This window comes from Mycobacterium sp. NGS34, assembly GCF_059812845.1.
On record NZ_JCALDM010000012.1, the window covers coordinates 14,120 to 28,697 of the forward strand.

The 14,578-nt window shown below is 69.4% G+C and carries 16 protein-coding genes; 5 read left to right on the forward strand and 11 right to left on the reverse strand.

The features are described from left to right. Nucleotides 1–161 precede the first annotated feature (161 nt). Both AC5Y7V_RS24085 and AC5Y7V_RS24090 read left to right on the forward strand, forming a co-directional pair. A complete protein-coding gene (locus tag AC5Y7V_RS24085) occupies nucleotides 162–638 on the forward strand; it encodes a hypothetical protein (protein ID WP_499882549.1) in 477 nt (158 codons plus the stop codon). A gap of 164 nt (nucleotides 639–802) precedes the next feature. Next, nucleotides 803–1,060, forward strand: a complete 258-nt coding sequence (locus tag AC5Y7V_RS24090) for a hypothetical protein (protein WP_499882550.1) — start codon at nucleotides 803–805, stop codon at nucleotides 1,058–1,060. Nucleotides 1,061–1,081: 21 nt separating this feature from the next. Here AC5Y7V_RS24090 and AC5Y7V_RS24095 read toward each other — a convergent pair whose 3' ends face one another. From AC5Y7V_RS24095 to AC5Y7V_RS24105, 3 genes are all read right to left on the reverse strand, one after another. After that, nucleotides 1,082–2,272, reverse strand: coding sequence for an HNH endonuclease signature motif containing protein (locus AC5Y7V_RS24095; protein WP_499882551.1), 1,191 nt, complete (start codon nucleotides 2,270–2,272; stop codon nucleotides 1,082–1,084). After that, a complete protein-coding gene (locus AC5Y7V_RS24100) occupies nucleotides 2,257–2,595 on the reverse strand; it encodes a DUF222 domain-containing protein (RefSeq protein ID WP_499882552.1) in 339 nt (112 codons plus the stop codon). Before AC5Y7V_RS24100 ends, AC5Y7V_RS24095 begins: the two co-directional genes overlap by 16 nt. Nucleotides 2,596–2,681: 86 nt before the next feature. Next, nucleotides 2,682–4,274, reverse strand: a complete 1,593-nt coding sequence (locus AC5Y7V_RS24105) for a PucR family transcriptional regulator (RefSeq protein ID WP_499882553.1) — start codon at nucleotides 4,272–4,274, stop codon at nucleotides 2,682–2,684. Nucleotides 4,275–4,358: 84 nt separating this feature from the next. Here AC5Y7V_RS24105 and pruA point away from each other — a divergent pair, with 84 nt between their 5' ends. Genes pruA through AC5Y7V_RS24120 form a run of 3 tightly spaced genes read left to right on the forward strand, consistent with a single transcriptional unit; the run spans nucleotide 4,359 to nucleotide 7,710 of the window. Continuing rightward, nucleotides 4,359–5,990 carry an L-glutamate gamma-semialdehyde dehydrogenase gene (gene pruA / locus AC5Y7V_RS24110; protein WP_499882554.1) on the forward strand — a complete coding sequence of 544 codons (1,632 nt, stop codon included), beginning with the start codon at nucleotides 4,359–4,361 and terminating at the stop codon, nucleotides 5,988–5,990. Further along, nucleotides 5,990–6,949, forward strand: a complete 960-nt coding sequence (locus AC5Y7V_RS24115) for a proline dehydrogenase family protein (RefSeq protein WP_499882555.1) — start codon at nucleotides 5,990–5,992, stop codon at nucleotides 6,947–6,949. The genes pruA and AC5Y7V_RS24115 overlap by 1 nt, the downstream gene beginning before the upstream one ends. 17 nt (nucleotides 6,950–6,966) lie before the next feature. Beyond that, the gene (locus AC5Y7V_RS24120; RefSeq protein WP_499882556.1) at nucleotides 6,967–7,710 is read left to right on the forward strand and encodes an MBL fold metallo-hydrolase; all 744 of its coding nucleotides are present in this window, start codon (nucleotides 6,967–6,969) and stop codon (nucleotides 7,708–7,710) included. Nucleotides 7,711–7,713: 3 nt separating this feature from the next. Here AC5Y7V_RS24120 and AC5Y7V_RS24125 read toward each other — a convergent pair whose 3' ends face one another. From AC5Y7V_RS24125 to AC5Y7V_RS24160, 8 genes are all read right to left on the reverse strand, one after another. After that, entirely contained in the window at nucleotides 7,714–8,322 is a 609-nt protein-coding gene (locus AC5Y7V_RS24125) for a TetR/AcrR family transcriptional regulator (RefSeq protein WP_499882557.1), read from the reverse strand. Nucleotides 8,323–8,440: 118 nt separating this feature from the next. Next, nucleotides 8,441–9,610 carry a lipid-transfer protein gene (locus AC5Y7V_RS24130; protein ID WP_499882558.1) on the reverse strand — a complete coding sequence of 390 codons (1,170 nt, stop codon included), beginning with the start codon at nucleotides 9,608–9,610 and terminating at the stop codon, nucleotides 8,441–8,443. After that, the gene (locus AC5Y7V_RS24135; RefSeq protein ID WP_499882559.1) at nucleotides 9,607–10,050 is read right to left on the reverse strand and encodes a MaoC family dehydratase; all 444 of its coding nucleotides are present in this window, start codon (nucleotides 10,048–10,050) and stop codon (nucleotides 9,607–9,609) included. The genes AC5Y7V_RS24130 and AC5Y7V_RS24135 overlap by 4 nt, the downstream gene beginning before the upstream one ends. Beyond that, nucleotides 10,047–11,162, reverse strand: a complete 1,116-nt coding sequence (locus AC5Y7V_RS24140) for an acyl-CoA dehydrogenase family protein (RefSeq protein ID WP_499882560.1) — start codon at nucleotides 11,160–11,162, stop codon at nucleotides 10,047–10,049. Before AC5Y7V_RS24140 ends, AC5Y7V_RS24135 begins: the two co-directional genes overlap by 4 nt. A gap of 8 nt (nucleotides 11,163–11,170) precedes the next feature. Further along, the gene (locus AC5Y7V_RS24145) at nucleotides 11,171–11,569 is read right to left on the reverse strand and encodes a Zn-ribbon domain-containing OB-fold protein (RefSeq protein WP_499882561.1); all 399 of its coding nucleotides are present in this window, start codon (nucleotides 11,567–11,569) and stop codon (nucleotides 11,171–11,173) included. Continuing rightward, nucleotides 11,569–12,117, reverse strand: coding sequence for an FAS1-like dehydratase domain-containing protein (locus AC5Y7V_RS24150; protein ID WP_499882562.1), 549 nt, complete (start codon nucleotides 12,115–12,117; stop codon nucleotides 11,569–11,571). Before AC5Y7V_RS24150 ends, AC5Y7V_RS24145 begins: the two co-directional genes overlap by 1 nt. Next, nucleotides 12,114–13,310 carry an acyl-CoA dehydrogenase family protein gene (locus AC5Y7V_RS24155; protein ID WP_499882563.1) on the reverse strand — a complete coding sequence of 399 codons (1,197 nt, stop codon included), beginning with the start codon at nucleotides 13,308–13,310 and terminating at the stop codon, nucleotides 12,114–12,116. The genes AC5Y7V_RS24150 and AC5Y7V_RS24155 overlap by 4 nt, the downstream gene beginning before the upstream one ends. Continuing rightward, nucleotides 13,310–14,524 (reverse strand): cytochrome P450, encoded by a 1,215-nt coding sequence (locus tag AC5Y7V_RS24160; RefSeq protein ID WP_499882564.1) that lies wholly within the window; start codon nucleotides 14,522–14,524, stop codon nucleotides 13,310–13,312. The genes AC5Y7V_RS24155 and AC5Y7V_RS24160 overlap by 1 nt, the downstream gene beginning before the upstream one ends. Between the last annotated feature and the right edge of the window lie 54 nt (nucleotides 14,525–14,578).

Sequence of the window (14,578 nt, forward strand, 5' to 3'; positions counted from 1 at the left end):
GCGGGCCGCTCTTTCGCGGTTGCGGCACGGTGATGCGATGATTGCCGGCGTGCAAAACTCCGCCAAAGAGGCTGCCCGCCGGATGATCTGGTGGCCGAGCGGGGCGCCGGGGTCGCCGGCTGCCCGGCGAGATCGCGGTTGAAAAAAGAAAGGAGCGTCGAATGAACACCATCTCGGCATTGGGTGCGGCGATCGGGGTCGCCGCTCCCGCGGTCCTGCTTTTCGGTGCGGCGGATGCGCGCGCCGACGACAATTACCAGCAGTTCGCTTCCGCGTCGGGAAACATTCGGTGCATTCTCAACGGCCAAGACGCTCCGCAGCCGATAGCCATGTGCCAGATCGGGGATCACACGTACCCGGTCCCGCCGGGCTTGGGCCGGGACAAGAATGGGGGGCCGTGTCCGCCCGGATCGGATCTGGGTCGCGATTTTCGCCTCGATCAGGGCCAGGCGGCCTATGTCACGTGCACCTATTCGGCGCTCGGTTCGGGGGCCGGGCCGTGGCCGGCGCTCGGCTTCGGCCAGACGAGATCGCTCGGCACGATCACCTGCAGCAGTGAGCCCACCGGGATGACGTGCACCGACGCCGGAACGGGGCATTTCTTCCGGGTGTCGCGCGAGTCGTATGAATTGGGCTGAGGCGGTTATTCGACGCGTGTTTTAAATGCGTCAGAATTGGCGCGCACGACAATTATTTAAAGATATTCGGCGCGTTTATTCCGTTTAATGCCAGGCATGCTTGGGTAAAACTCCACATGCCTCTCGAGAAATTGCACACACGCCAGTATAAATTGCTCACCGCCATGGCGACCGTCTGCCTGGCCGCCTGGTTTGGCTCCGGCATTGCACACGCCGACACCAACCGCGAACGCGAGGCGTGCGCGCTGATGGACGATCACGCCAGCGCGATGATCAACGGGTACTCGTCGTACGCGGGGCAGTACGCCTTCGTGGTGCTGTCCCACGAAATGCCGCCGTTGGACGCGGCACACGTGCTCAAGGCCGCCACGATTGACGTGTGCCCCAACCATGCCGGCGATCTGCCGGTCGATTGGCAGTAGCGCAACCCCATTGGCCGCCGCCTAGAACGGCGGGGGCTTGTTGCGTTCGGCGACGTGATCGTCGTTGAGCGCGCGTTCGGCGTCGATGCGACGGCTGCGGTCTTGTTCGCGGGTGCGGCGGCGGGTGGGCATCATGATGCCGCGCTCGCCGCGGGGCGGGTATGTGGTTGGGGCGTTGGGCAATTCGCCGGTGGGCACGCATAGGGCGGGAAACAGCAGCCGGCTGCCAGGCCGGGTAACGTACGTCCGCCCGGCGGGTGAGGTCCACACGATGGTGCCATCCGGCCACTGCCGGTCGCGCCAGTCGGGCCAGAACGTCTTGAGCAGGTGGTGTTTTCGGCACAGGCATTTGAGGTTGGACGGATGGGTGGGCCCCAGCGGATAGGGGATGGTGTGGTCGATGTCGGCGAACTCGGCGGGCCGATCGCAGCCCGGGAAGCGACAGGTCATGTCGCGGCAGCGGATGAATCGCTGCAGCTGGGCCGATGGCCGATAGCCCGGTTCGGGTGGGGCGTCGGCGGGAATGCGCACCGGCGTGACCTTGGCCCCGCCGCGGATCAGCTCGGCGACCATCGACGCGGGCAGCGTGCCGCCGCCGAGCAGATGCGCGGCCGGGGGTCGCGGTGCGGTCGGCAGGTCGGGTTCGGGATCGGGCGCCAGGGCCTCGGCCAGGGTCATCTCGGGAGTGATGGGCCGCGACGCGCGCTCCCCTGAGGTGTGCGGGTCGGGCCGGGCCTCCAACGTGTCCTCGTGGGCGACAACGTGCACGACGACCGCGGCGGCGCGCGCGTCGAGCTCCCCACCGGCAGGGCACTCGGTGTCACCGCAGCCGCAGGCGAGGTATTGACCCCCCGCGGCCAGGGCGCCCAGCGCGTCGGCGCGGCGCTGGTCGAGGGTGCGGGGGTCGTCCCGGCAGACCTGACCGGCCATGTGGGTCAGTTGGCGCTCCAACACGGCCGCGTCGCTGGCCAGCAGCGAACCCCACAGGGCTGCGGTTCCGGAATGTTCGTCCGCGGGGCTGATCGTGACATGGCGCCCGCGCGCGCCGGCGCGGGCGCGGCGCAGGGCCCCGGGGTCGTGGCGATCCACGATGGCGTCGATGGCCTGGGCGGTCTTGCTCACCGACATCGGCCCGAAGTGCTTGGCGTCGGCGGCCAGCGCCTCATCGACCAACCGCAGCGTGTCGGGGTCTTTGATCAGTCGCTGTGCCACACCATCGCCGAGGCCAGCCGCGCGCTGATGGTGCCCTCGGCGAACAGGGCCGCGACCTTAGGCAGCCGGTTGCGCAGCGCCACCGCCAGATACATCTGCCCCGATGCCATGGCCTGGCCAATGCCCTGCGCCGCGGCCACTTCGGCGGCTATCGCATCCCAGTTGTCGCATGACCAATGCGCGCGATCCGTCGGGCCGTCGGCACGCCGGGTCACCAACTCGGCGATCGCCGCCAGCCGGCGCGCCGCGGCGGCCGCCTCGGCGCGGGCGCCGTCGGTGATCGCGGTTACCACCTCGGCGTCGGACGCCTGGACATCGAACATATTTTCGAATCTAGTGATGCCCGCTGAGTTAAGGCATGAGCGAAAGCCCGAATTGTGGACAAACTGCCAACTGTGGATAACTAGGCTTATCGCTCGGAGCGCTCGACCACCCGCAGTCCCAGCGAAAACACCAACCGCACTTCGGGATCCGACAGCGAGGTGCCGAGCAGCTTTTCGATCCGCCGCACCCGGTAGCGGACGGTGTTGGGGTGCACCTGCAGCCACTCGGCGGCGGCGGCGACGTCGCCGAAGCTGTCCAGGTAGGCCCGCAGCGTCTGCGCCAGCACGGGGTCGCGCGCGCGCAGGTCGCGTACGCGCGTGTCGACCAGCCGCTCGTTGGCACCGACCAGGGTGACGATCTCGTCGAGCAGGACGGTAGTGCGGGCCTCGGCCACCGATGTCACCCGTCCTATCGAAACCGGGTGTCGCTCGGCGCTATCGAGCACGCGGTCCAGCTCGGCGCGCGCCGCGGCGACCCCCGCCAAGCCGGCGACCGGCGCGGCGATGGCGGCGCGCAGCTCGACGCCGATCTCGGCGCGCAGGGCGGCGATCGTGCCGCGGACCCAGGAAGCGACGGACCGCATCTGGGTCTGGGGCAACAGCACGTAGATTCGCGAATCGTGCGACGCGATCTGCGCGTCACGACGAAAAGCGCTGGCGCTCAGGGCCAGAACCTCGGGCAGCCGCGGATGGGGGTCCCCGATGGTATTCCAGCCGATCAGCGCGGCGGCGCCGTCGGCGGCGAGGCCGAGTTCGCGGGCGATGGCGCCGACGTCGGCCGGCTCGTCCGTCAGACCCAGAAGTTGCTGCACCCGCCGCGCCTGCGTGGACGGCCGGGCGGCCAGGCGGGCCATGATCCGGGCGGCCAATACCGCTGCGCCGCGCAACATCTCGTCGGCGTCGTCGGCCAGGGGCTGCGACCCTTGCTGCACCCAGATGGCGCCGGCGAACACCGGCGGGCGGCGGGCACCGGCCGGCTGCTGGTGGACCCCGATCGCCAGCCGCGGCCGCAGCCCCAGCTCCGGGCGCTCTGCCACGCGCACCACCTCGCCGCTGGCTCGCAGCGCGTCGAAGATGCCCCACTGGCCGATCCACTGCAAATGTTCGGGCGGGCCGGCGCGCCCCAGGATGGAAAGGCGGCGCAACTCGTCGGCCTCGTCGTTGGAGGCCGAATAGGCGAGCACGTGCGACTGCGCGTCTTCGATGCTGACCATGCCGTGGATGCGGTCGGCCAGCGACTGCGCCAGGCCGAACAGGTCGGTGCCCGAATCGTCGACCGGCTCGCCGCGGCCCCCATGGTGTTCCAGGACGTGATTGACCAACTGGTAGAGCCGCTCCCAACGCGCCCGCGGCTCGACGGCCACCACCGCCGACCCCGCCGCGACCGCCTTGGCCACCAACGCGTCCGACGGTTCCTTGACGAAGACCGCCACCGGCGCGCGCACCTGACCGGCGAGCCAACGCACGGCCTCGTCATCGCTGACCCCGAGCAGGAAGAAGACGTCGGCCGAGCCGGCCGCCGCCGCCAGGCCCAGCCGCACGTCGTCGGAATCGATCAGCGCCGCGGATCCCACCGGCAGGTCGAGGCCCCGTGGGGCCCGACCATCCGGGACCAGCCTGACCAGCGTCGCGTCCAGCGCGAGCAGCAGCTGGCCCAGGCCGACCCCCGCCGATTGCATGTTGTCCGATCTTACTACCTAAGGCTTTAGATCCTGTCCGATCGGCTAACAGGATGGCGGCCCGCCCGGGGGACCCTTAACGGCATGGACGCGATCACCCAGCCACCCGCCCCGGCCAACGAGCCGGTCCACGAGTACGCCCCGAAATCCCCGGAACGAACCCGCCTGCTCGCCGAGCTCGGCGCCCTGGTCGAAAATCCGATCGACCTGCCGCACGTCATCGGTGGAAACCACCGGATGGGCGACGGCGAGCGGATCGACGTCGTGCAGCCACACCGGCACGCCGCGACGCTGGGCACCCTCACCAACGCCGCGCGCATCGACGCGGCAGCGGCCATCGACGCCGCGATGGCCGCCAAGAAGTACTGGGCGGCAATGCCTTTCGACGAGCGCGCCGCGGTGTTCCTGCGCGCCGCCGACCTGCTGGCCGGTCCGTGGCGCGAAAAGATCGCCGCCGCAACGATGCTCGGGCAATCCAAGTCGGTCTATCAGGCCGAGATCGACTCGCCCTGCGAGCAGGTCGACTTCTGGCGGTTCAACGTGGCGTTCGCGCGCCAGATCCTGGCGCAGCAGCCGATCAGCGGGCCCGGCGAGTGGAATCGCAGCGACTACCGGCCGCTGGACGGCTTCGTCTACGCCATCACGCCGTTCAACTTCACCTCGATCGCCGGTAATCTGCCGACCGCGCCCGCTTTGATGGGCAACACCGTGGTGTGGAAGCCGTCCATCACCCAAACCCTGTCGGCTTACCTGACCATGCAACTGCTCGAGGCGGCCGGCCTGCCGCCCGGCGTGATCAACCTGGTCGCCGGCGACGGGTTCGCCGTTTCCGATGTGGCGCTGGACGATCCGCGGCTGGCCGGCATCCACTTCACCGGGTCGACGGCCACCTTCCAACAACTTTGGCAGCGGGTGGGCGTCAACATCGGCCGCTACCACAGCTATCCGCGGCTGGTCGGCGAGACCGGCGGCAAGGACTTCGTCGTCGCGCACGCCTCGGCGCGCCCGGACGTGTTGACCACTGCGCTGATTCGCGGCGCGTTCGACTACCAGGGGCAGAAGTGCTCGGCCGCGTCGCGGGCGTTCGTCGCGCACTCGGTGTGGCAGCGCATGGGCGACGACTTCCTGGGTGAGACGGCCGCGCTGCGCTACGGCGACATCACCGACCTGACCAACTACGGCGGCGCGCTGATCGACCGGCGGGCGTTCATCAAGAACGTCGACGCCATCGAGCGGGCGAAGGGCGCGCCCGGGATGACCATCGCCGTCGGCGGCGAATACGACGACAGCGTCGGCTATTTCGTGCGGCCCACCGTGCTGCTGTCCGACGACCCGACCGACGAGGCCTTCGCGACCGAGTACTTCGGTCCGCTGCTTTCGGTGCACGTCTACCCCGACGATCAGTACGAACGAATCCTCGACGTCGTCGAGACCGGCTCCCGCTACGCGCTGACCGGCGCGGTCATCGCCGACGACCGTGCGGCCGTGGTGACCGCGCAGGAGCGGCTGCGGTTCGCCGCCGGGAACTTCTACGTCAACGACAAGCCGACGGGGGCGGTGGTCGGGCGCCAGCCGTTCGGGGGCTCGCGGGGATCCGGCACCAACGACAAGGCCGGATCGGTGCTGAACCTGTTGCGCTGGACGTCGGCGCGCACCATCAAGGAGACGTTCGTCCCGGCCACCGACCACACCTACCCGCACATGGCGGCCGACTGATGGGCGGGCTGTTCGCCCGCACCGTTCGTCCGGCGATCATGGCGGCCCGGCGGCGCGAGGGGTTGCGCCGGGCCGCCGAGCGGTTGCCGGTCACCCGGCGGGTGGTGCGCCGGTTCGTGCCGGGGGAGACCGTCGATGCGGCACTGACTAGCGTTGCCGCGCTGCGCGATTCGGGCCGCTGCGTCAGCGTCGATTACCTCGGCGAGGACGTCACCGACGTCGACGACGCCGAAGCGGCTACGCAAACCTACCTGGACCTGATCGAGGATCTGGGCCGGTCCGGCGATCTCGGCGAAGACGGCGTCCGGCCGCTGGAGGTGTCGCTGAAGCTGTCGGCGCTGGGGCAGTCGCTGGAGCGCGATGGCGAGAAGATCGCGCGGGAGAACGCCTGGTCGATCTGCTCGGCCGCGCGGCGGGCCGGTATCTGGGTGACGGTGGACGCCGAGGACCACACCACCACCGACTCGACGCTGTCGATCGTGCGCGACCTGCGGGCCGAATTCCCGTGGCTGGGTGCGGTTTTGCAGGCCTATCTGCGGCGCACGCTCGGCGACTGCGAGGAATTCGCCGCTGCCGGGGCCCGGATCCGGTTGTGCAAGGGCGCCTACGACGAGCCCGCGTCGGTGGCCTACCGGGACGCCGCCGAGGTCACCGAGTCCTATCTGGCCTGCCTTCGGGTGCTGATGGTCGGGTCGGGCTATCCGATGGTGGCGTCCCACGACCCGGCGATCATCGAGGCGGTTCCCGGAATCGCCGGGGAATTGGGCCGTGGCGCCGGCGATTTCGAATACCAGATGCTGTACGGCATCCGCGACGGCGAACAGCGGCGGTTGGCCGAGGCGGGCAACCGCGTGCGGGTGTACGTTCCGTTCGGCACGCAGTGGTACGGATACTTCCTGCGACGGCTCGCCGAGCGGCCGGCCAACCTGGCGTTCTTCCTGCGGGCGCTGGCCCACTAGGGCGTAGCCTCTGCGCTATGAGCCTGGTTGTCGACGAGATGCCCGAGCTCGGCATCACGCGGGTGTCGCGCTGGATCTTCAACTGTTACGTGCTGCGGGGCGACGACGGCGTGGTGGTGGTCGACGCCGGACTGCCGCGGGCCGCCGGCGACCTCGCGGCCGTGCTGGGCCGCGGCGGGACCCTGCAGGCCGTGGTGGCGACGCATGGCCACAGCGACCACGTCGCCGGCGCGGTGGAACTGGCGGCGCGACATCGGGCGCCGATCTGGTTGCCCGAGGCGACGCTCACCTACCTCGACGGGGTTAAACCGCGCACGCCGACGCCGGCCAAGGCCGCAACCATCTGGCCCACCATGATCGACCAGCCGCTCGACCGGATCGGGGTGGCGGGTCTGCTCGGCGGCGCCCGGGTGGCCGGCTATGGCACGCCGCTCGGCATGCGCTGGAGGGGCCCGTCGCCCGCCGGCGGGCTCGGCGACGGCCGCCCGCTGCCCGGCGCGTCGCAGTGGACCGTGATCAACGCTTACGGTCACACCGACGACAGCATCGCGCTGTGGAATCCGACCACCCGGACGCTGCTGTCCGGCGATGCCGTGCTGTCCGTGCGCGGCAAGGCCTGGCACACACCGGAAATCGTCGACGCGGCGAGCGCCGCCGCCACCCGTGCGCGCCTCGAGGAGCTGCCGGTCGCGCACCTGCTGCCGGGCCATGGCCGACCGGTCCACGCCGCCGAAACGGTTTGGCCTCAACAGCGGCGCTGAGCGCTAGCCGCGGCGGGGCCGCGGGCGATCGCCGGCGAATCCCCGCACCACGTGCGCGCGCACGAATTCCGCCACCACCTCGGGGTCGTCCATGTCGAGCGTCGACGACGGCGTGCTGAAGAGCGAAAAGAGCATGCGGGCAAACCATTCCCCGGCGGCCTCGATGTCGAGGTCCTTGCGGACGTCGCCGGTGAGCCTGGCGGCGGACAGGTAGGGCGCGAAGAACTCGACGCACTCGCGCAGCAACACCGCGGCGTCCTTGGTGAGCAGCAGGCTGGTCGCGTCCTCGTCAAAGTACTTCTCGGAGGCCAGGACCCGCCGCGCCTGGGTGACGAACACCGCCGCGCGGGTCAGCTTGTCCTCGAGCGAGCTGCCCGCCGCCATCGCCCTGGACATCTCGCGGTAGAAGCGTTCGGACGCGTGTTCGGCACACGCCTCGACGATCGCGCCCTTGTCGCTGAAGTACTCGTAGATGGTGCTGCGCGAAACGCCGGCCTGTTTGGCGATGTCGACGATGGTCGCCTTGTCCAATCCCTGTCTGCCGAAACAAATGAACGCGGACTCGACGATGAGCTCGCGCGTGTCGGTGGTCTGCGCCGCCTGGGTCGTCACGGCACCAACGCCCCCCTCGGCACCAGCCCGGCGTCGGCCGCGGCGAGCGGGAATTCGGCCAGCTCGATCGGCCCCCCCGGTGCGGTCAAGACCGCGAGCTTGGGCATGAGCTTCCCCCTTAGTCGGCGGGCGCGAGGATCAGCCCGCTGGTCGGCACGCCGGTTCCGGACGTGACGAGCACGTGCTCGACGCCCTCGACCTGGTTGTGCGAGGTGCCGCGGACCTGTCGCACGCCCTCGGTGATGCCGTTCATGCCGTGGATGTAGGCCTCGCCGAGCAGGCCGCCGTTGGTGTTGATCGGAAATTCCCCGCCCAGCGACAGCCGTTCGACGGTGGCGAAGTCTTTGGCCTCGCCGCGCCCGCAGAAGCCGAGCTCTTCGAGCTGCGTGAACACGAACGGCGTGAAATGGTCGTAGATGAAGGCGGTTTGGATGTCCTGGGGCTTGAGGCCCGAGTCGCGCCACAGCCGGTTGGCGACCACGCCCATCTCCGGGAGACCGGTGATGTCGTCGCGGTAGTAGCTGGTCATCATCTCGCCGTTGGCGGCCGCGCCCTGGGCGGCCGCGGTGATGACGGCCGGCGGCTGCCTGAGGTCGCGGGCGCGTTCGGCGCTGGTGACGACGAGCGCGACCCCGCCGTCGCTTTCCTGGCAGCAATCCAGCAGTCGCAGCACGGGTTCGACGATCCAGCGGGAGTTCTGGTGATCCTCGAGCGTGATGGGGCGCTGGTAGAACCAGGCGTCGGGGTTGGTCGCCGCGTGCGCGCGGTCGACGACGGCGATGCGGCCGAAGTCCTCGTTGGTCACCCCGTACGTCGACATGTAGCGCTGGGCGTGCATCGCGACCCACGCCGCGGGGGTGAGCAATCCGAACGGGGCGTAGTGCGCCATGAACAGCGGCGTCGCGGTCATGTCGCGGCCGCTGCCGCCGAACCGGAAGCCGGACCGTTCGTTGAACGCGCGCCAGCAGACCACCACGTCGGCGACGCCCGTCGCGACGGCCATCGCCGCGTGCACGACCGTGCCGGCCGCCGCGCCGCCGCCGTGATGGACGCGGGAGAAGAAGCTCAGGTCGCCGATGCCCACGTTGCGGGCGATGTCGATCTCGTCGCTGGAATCCATGGTGAAGGTGACCATGCCGTCGACGTCCGCGGGCGTCAGGCCGGCGTCGTCGAGCGCGGCACTGACCGCCTCGCAGGCCAATTGGAGCTCGCTGCGCCCGGACTCCTTGGAGAACTCGGTCTGGCCGATACCGACGATGGCGCAGCTGCCGGGCAGCGAGGAGCTCATGCGCGGGACCCGTCGAGCAGGCTGAGCACCGCGGTGCCGGAGACGTGATCGCCCAGGCTGTTGGAGCCCTTGAACGTCACTTCGACGAAGTTCTCGCCGTCGGAGCCTTCGGTTTTGGACGTCACGGCGCCGGTGAAGCGCAGCGGGTCGTCGGGGAAGCACGGCACGCCGAGGCGGATCGACAGGTTTTTCACCATCGCCTCGGGGCCGGCCCAGTCGGTGAGGAAGCGCACGCAGTACCCGTTGGTGGTCAGGATGTTCATGAACAGGTTCGGCGAGCCCTGCTTGTTAGCGAAGTCGCGGTCGTGGTGCACCGGCATGAAATCCCGCGACGCGATGGCGCCGGCGACGATCATCGTTGTCGTGATGGGGATTTCGAGCGGGGTCGCCTCGTCGCCGACGCTGATGTCGGCCCACTTGAGGGTGGTGCGGCTGGTCATCGGTTTCCTTCCGGATAGGTGCTGCCGATACTGGCCAGCTGCGCAGTGGCGGGGCCGAGGGTGAGCTCGTTGTGCTTGGCCCACAGGAAGTAGCGGTGCAGGGGATAGGTGACGTCGATCCCGATGCCGCCGTGGACCTGCTGGGCGCTGGCGGCGACCCGGGCGCCGGCGTCGGCGGCCCAGAACTTCGCGATGCGGGCCGCCCTTTCGGCCTCTTCCGCGGGGCGTTCCCGCGCGACCAGCCAGGCCGCATGCCAGGTGGTCCATCGGATCGCTTCGACGTCGATGAAGGCGTCGGCCAGCCGCTGCTGCACCGCCTGGAAGCTGCCGATGGGCCGCCCGAATTGCTCACGGCCGCTGGTGTAGTCGGCCGCGATGCGCAAGGCCCGGTCCGAGACGCCGAGCTGGATCGCGCACAGGCCCACCAGCGCCCTGGTGTGCAGCGATTCGATCGGGCCGTCGAGCCGGTCCTGTGCGGAAACCGTTGCGCCATCGAGGAATACGTCGGCATGGGGTTCGCGGTTGGTGGTCGCGACCGACCGGATGTCGACACCGTGGGCGTCGGTGGGCAGCAGGAACAGGCCGACCTCGCCGTCGTCCACAGCGGCCGGGATCAGGACGGTGTCGGCCAGCTGGGCGGCCGGGACCAGCTCCTTGGCGCCGTCCAGCCGCCAATTCGCCCCGTCGCGAGACGCTTTGGTGGCCGGGCTCGCCGGATCGGATCGGCCCGGCTCCTGCAGGCCCGCGCTCAGGATGCGGGTTCCGGCGACGACGCCGGGCAGGAACCGTCGCTGTTGTTCGGGGGATCCGTGCCGGGCGATCGGGTCGGCGCCGAGCACCAGCGTCGCGTAGGCGGGCACCGGCGCGACGCTGAAGCCCACCTCGGCCAGCAGCACGCCCAGCTCCAGGAAGCCGCCGCCGGTTCCGCCGGCCGACTCGGGCAGCCCGGCACCCAACAGGTCGGCGGCCGCGAGTTCCGCCCACAGCGCGGCGTCATAACGGGTTTCGCCGGCCTCCAGTTCGGTCAGCCGTTCGGGGGTGGCCCGGCGCTCGAAGATCTCGCGGGCGAGTTTGGCGACCGTCTCCTGCTCTTCGGTGAACGTGAAATCCATCGCGCCGCCTACCGGACGGGCCGGAACTGGTGCAGCACCAGGTCGTCATCGAAGGCCTGGTAGAAGACCTCGACCGGCATCCCGACCGTCACGTCGGCCGGGTCGATGCCGCACAGGTTCGACACCACCCGCACCCCCTCGTCGAGCTGCACCAGCGCCACGATGTAGGGATATTCGAAGAACGGGAACCGGGGTTCGTGCGGCATCACGTAGCTGTAAACGGTGCCGCGGCCCGCGGATTCGATCGCCTCCCAATCCAGGGACCGGCAGTTCGGACACATGGGGCGGGGCGGGTGGCGCAGCGCCCCGCATCCGCCGCAGCGCTGGATCAGCAGCTTGTGCTCGCGCAAGCCGTTCCAGAAGAACTCGGTGTCCGGGCTGATCGCCGGCGCCAGCCGGGGGGCCATCAGGCCGCCGGCCTGAATCGCAGCACGCGGAATCGCTGTCGCCCCAGCACTTCACCGGTCTCATCGGTGTAGGTGATCAACCACGTCAAAAAGAAGCCGGTGCCCAGCGCCGTCTTCTTCTCGTCGGAGACCTCCTCGAACACCGACGTCGCGCTGATGACGTCACCCAGCTGCGGATAGCGTTCGATCTCGAATTCCGAGTTGGTCGCCACGGTGCTGGTGTACCCGGCCTCGTCCAGGAATGCCGTTGGGTTGCTGAGGATCTCGACGGGGGCACCGCCCCGCTCCCGGATTCCCTCGAGCTTCGGGGATGGCATGGTCCAGGTTTGCAGCATCACCGGCGGCGACACGATGCCACCGAACCGCGACGACGCCGCGAACTCCGGGTCGAGGTAGACGGGGTTCATGTCGTCGAGCGCGTGGGCCCAGTGCCGGATCATCGGCTGGTTGACCGGATCCGGTGCCACGGTGGGCAGTCCGGTGCCGCCGGTGGGCTGGCCGACGAGCGCCCGCAGCTTCGCAAGCACCTCGGAATCTTGGTCCGTCATGATCCTCCTGTTTGCTGGGGGCGAAGGTCGCGGGGCGCCCTCGGCATCCCCAACCCGGCCATGGCGATGATGTCACGCTGAATCTCGTTGGCGCCACCACCGAAGGTGTTGATGACCGCCCAGCGATACGCGGTCTCCAGGGCGCCGCGCAACGGCGCGTCGTCGCCGCGGCGCACCCCGTTGCCGTCGAGCACCTCCAGTAACTGGCGGGCGACCTGCTGCGTGAGCTCGGTGCCGAAAACCTTGGCGGCCGACGCTTCTCCCATACTGAGTACGCCCTTCGTCATCGCCGCGTTGATCCGCGTGTTGACGAGTTTGTACGCGGCGACCTGCGCCTCCACCCTGGCCAGCGCGAGCCGCACCCACGGCTGGTCGATGACGCGGCCGCCGTCGAGCTCGGCGGTGGTGGCCCAGTCCAGGGTCTTCTCGAACAGCGGCTCGAGGGCGCCGAGGTTGCCCAGGGCGGCGCGTTCGAAGTTCAACTGGGTGGTGATCAGCTGCCAGCCCTGGTTTTCGCCGGCCACGATGGCGCTGGCCGGGACCCGGACGTCGTCGTAGAACGTGTAGAAGGTGGAGATGCCCGGCATGGTGTGCAGCGGCTGCCAGGAGAACCCGGGCGACGAGGTGGGCACGATGAAGATCGAAATGCCCTTGTGCTTCTTGACGTTCGGGTCCGTGCGCGCGGCCAGCCAGACGTAGTCGGCGTACGCGGCGCCGCTGGTGAACATCTTCTGGCCGTTGATCACGTAATCGGCGCCGTCGCGCACCGCGGTGGTGCGCAGCGATGCTAGGTCGCTGCCCGCCCCCGGCTCGGAGTAGCCGATCGCGAACTCCACGCTGCCGTCGAGGATGGCCGGCAGGAATTTCCGCTTCTGCTCCTCGGTGCCGCATTGCATCAGGGTGGGGCCGACGGTGTTGAGCGTCACCAGCGGGATCGGTGCGCTGACCCGCTGCGCCTCCTGGGCGAAGATGAATTGCTCGATCTCCGAGAAGCCGCGTCCGCCATACTCTTTGGGCCAGCCGACGCCCAGCAGCTTGGCCGCCGCCAGGGCGCGCACGCATTCGCGCACCTCGGGACCGCCCTCCATGCGATCGCTGAGGGCCATGGTGCGTTCGGGCGTCATCACCTCTTCGAGTGCGGCGCGGATCTCGGCGCGCAGCTGCTGCTGCTCGGGCGTGTAGTCGAGCTCCATCAGTCGGCCGTCCCGAGCCGCACCGGCATCCGCTTCACGCCGGGCACCATCGTGGCCCGCATCCGGTCCACGTCGCCGGCCAGCTCCAGGCGGGGGAAGCGCCGCAGCAGCTCGTCGAACATCACCGAGGCCTCCAGGCGCGCCAATTGAGCACCGACGCAAGAGTGTTCACCGCAGCCGAACGCGATGTGCGGGTTCGGGTGGCGGGTCACCTTGAACTCCTCGGAGTCGGCGCCGAAGATGTCCTCGTCGCGGTTGGCCGAACCGTACAGCATCACCACCGTGTCGCCCTCGGCGATTCGCTGCCCGCGGATCTCGACGTCGGCCGTCGCGGTGCGCGCCATGTGCACCACCGGGCTGTTCCAGCGCAGCATCTCCTCCACGGCGCCCGGGATCAGCGATCGGTCCTCGACCAGCAGCCGGCACTGGTCGGGGTGGGCGATCAGCGCCAAGGTTCCCAAAGCGATTAGGTTGCGGGTGGTTTCGTTGCCGGCGACCAACAACAGGAACGCGAAGTTGAGCAGGTCTTCGTCGGTGAGGCGGACCCCGTCGATCTCCGCGCCGGCCAGTACCGACAGCAGGTCGTCGCGCGCCTCGACGCGCCGCTGGGCGATCAGCTTCTGGAAGTACTCGAAGAGCTGCCCGATGGCCACGAAGGGATCGAGTTCGATCTCCGGGTCGGCGGTGCCGGTGGCGGCGTCCGACCACGCCCGGAACTGCTCCCAGTCGTCGGGTGGGGCGCCGATGAGCTCGGCGATCATCCGGGTGGGCAGCGGCGCGGCGATCTCCTCGGCGAACTCGTGGACGGAATCGGGTCGCACGTCGTCGAGGATGCCCCGCACGATCTCGCGGATCTTCGGCTCGAGGACGGCCACCCGGCGCCGGGTGAACCCGGAGTTGATCAGCTTGCGCATCTGCCGGTGCCGCGGCGGGTCGGTGAAGATCAGGCTGCCCGGCTGGACCGGGCTCGGCTGGGCGGGGTCGGGGATGGTGATGCCCTCGGTGGAGCTGAACAGCGCCGGGTTGCTCGACACGAAGCGGATGTCCTCGTACTTCAGCAACGCCCAGAAGTTCGTCACGTCGTTCCAGCACACCGGCGACGACGCGCGCAGCTCCCGGTAGGCCGGGTAGGGGTCGCCCGCGTAGAAGTCCGGGGAGTGCAACGGAAAGGTAGTCCGCACGGCGGGCCTCCCTCGGCAAGCGATCCGACACATCACATCAATGTGTCTTGCGACGTTGTGTCTACTCCGGTCCGGCCGTGTCTGTCA

Coding starts and splice junctions, on each gene's coding strand:
- AC5Y7V_RS24160 (WP_499882564.1), bottom strand. CDS start 14,524: ATGTGTCGGATCGCTTGCCGAGGGAGGCCCGCCGTGCGGACTACCTTT.
- AC5Y7V_RS24145 (WP_499882561.1), bottom strand. CDS start 11,569: ATGGCCCCCCGGCTGGCGCCGGCGATCAGCCCGGACACCGAGTTCTTC.
- AC5Y7V_RS24130 (WP_499882558.1), bottom strand. CDS start 9,610: ATGAGCTCCTCGCTGCCCGGCAGCTGCGCCATCGTCGGTATCGGCCAG.
- AC5Y7V_RS24090 (WP_499882550.1), top strand. CDS start 803: ATGGCGACCGTCTGCCTGGCCGCCTGGTTTGGCTCCGGCATTGCACAC.
- AC5Y7V_RS24115 (WP_499882555.1), top strand. CDS start 5,990: ATGGGCGGGCTGTTCGCCCGCACCGTTCGTCCGGCGATCATGGCGGCC.
- AC5Y7V_RS24155 (WP_499882563.1), bottom strand. CDS start 13,310: ATGGAGCTCGACTACACGCCCGAGCAGCAGCAGCTGCGCGCCGAGATC.
- AC5Y7V_RS24140 (WP_499882560.1), bottom strand. CDS start 11,162: ATGGATTTCACGTTCACCGAAGAGCAGGAGACGGTCGCCAAACTCGCC.
- AC5Y7V_RS24120 (WP_499882556.1), top strand. CDS start 6,967: ATGAGCCTGGTTGTCGACGAGATGCCCGAGCTCGGCATCACGCGGGTG.
- pruA (WP_499882554.1), top strand. CDS start 4,359: ATGGACGCGATCACCCAGCCACCCGCCCCGGCCAACGAGCCGGTCCAC.
- AC5Y7V_RS24135 (WP_499882559.1), bottom strand. CDS start 10,050: ATGACCAGCCGCACCACCCTCAAGTGGGCCGACATCAGCGTCGGCGAC.
- AC5Y7V_RS24100 (WP_499882552.1), bottom strand. CDS start 2,595: ATGTTCGATGTCCAGGCGTCCGACGCCGAGGTGGTAACCGCGATCACC.
- AC5Y7V_RS24105 (WP_499882553.1), bottom strand. CDS start 4,274: ATGCAATCGGCGGGGGTCGGCCTGGGCCAGCTGCTGCTCGCGCTGGAC.
- AC5Y7V_RS24150 (WP_499882562.1), bottom strand. CDS start 12,117: ATGACGGACCAAGATTCCGAGGTGCTTGCGAAGCTGCGGGCGCTCGTC.
- AC5Y7V_RS24085 (WP_499882549.1), top strand. CDS start 162: ATGAACACCATCTCGGCATTGGGTGCGGCGATCGGGGTCGCCGCTCCC.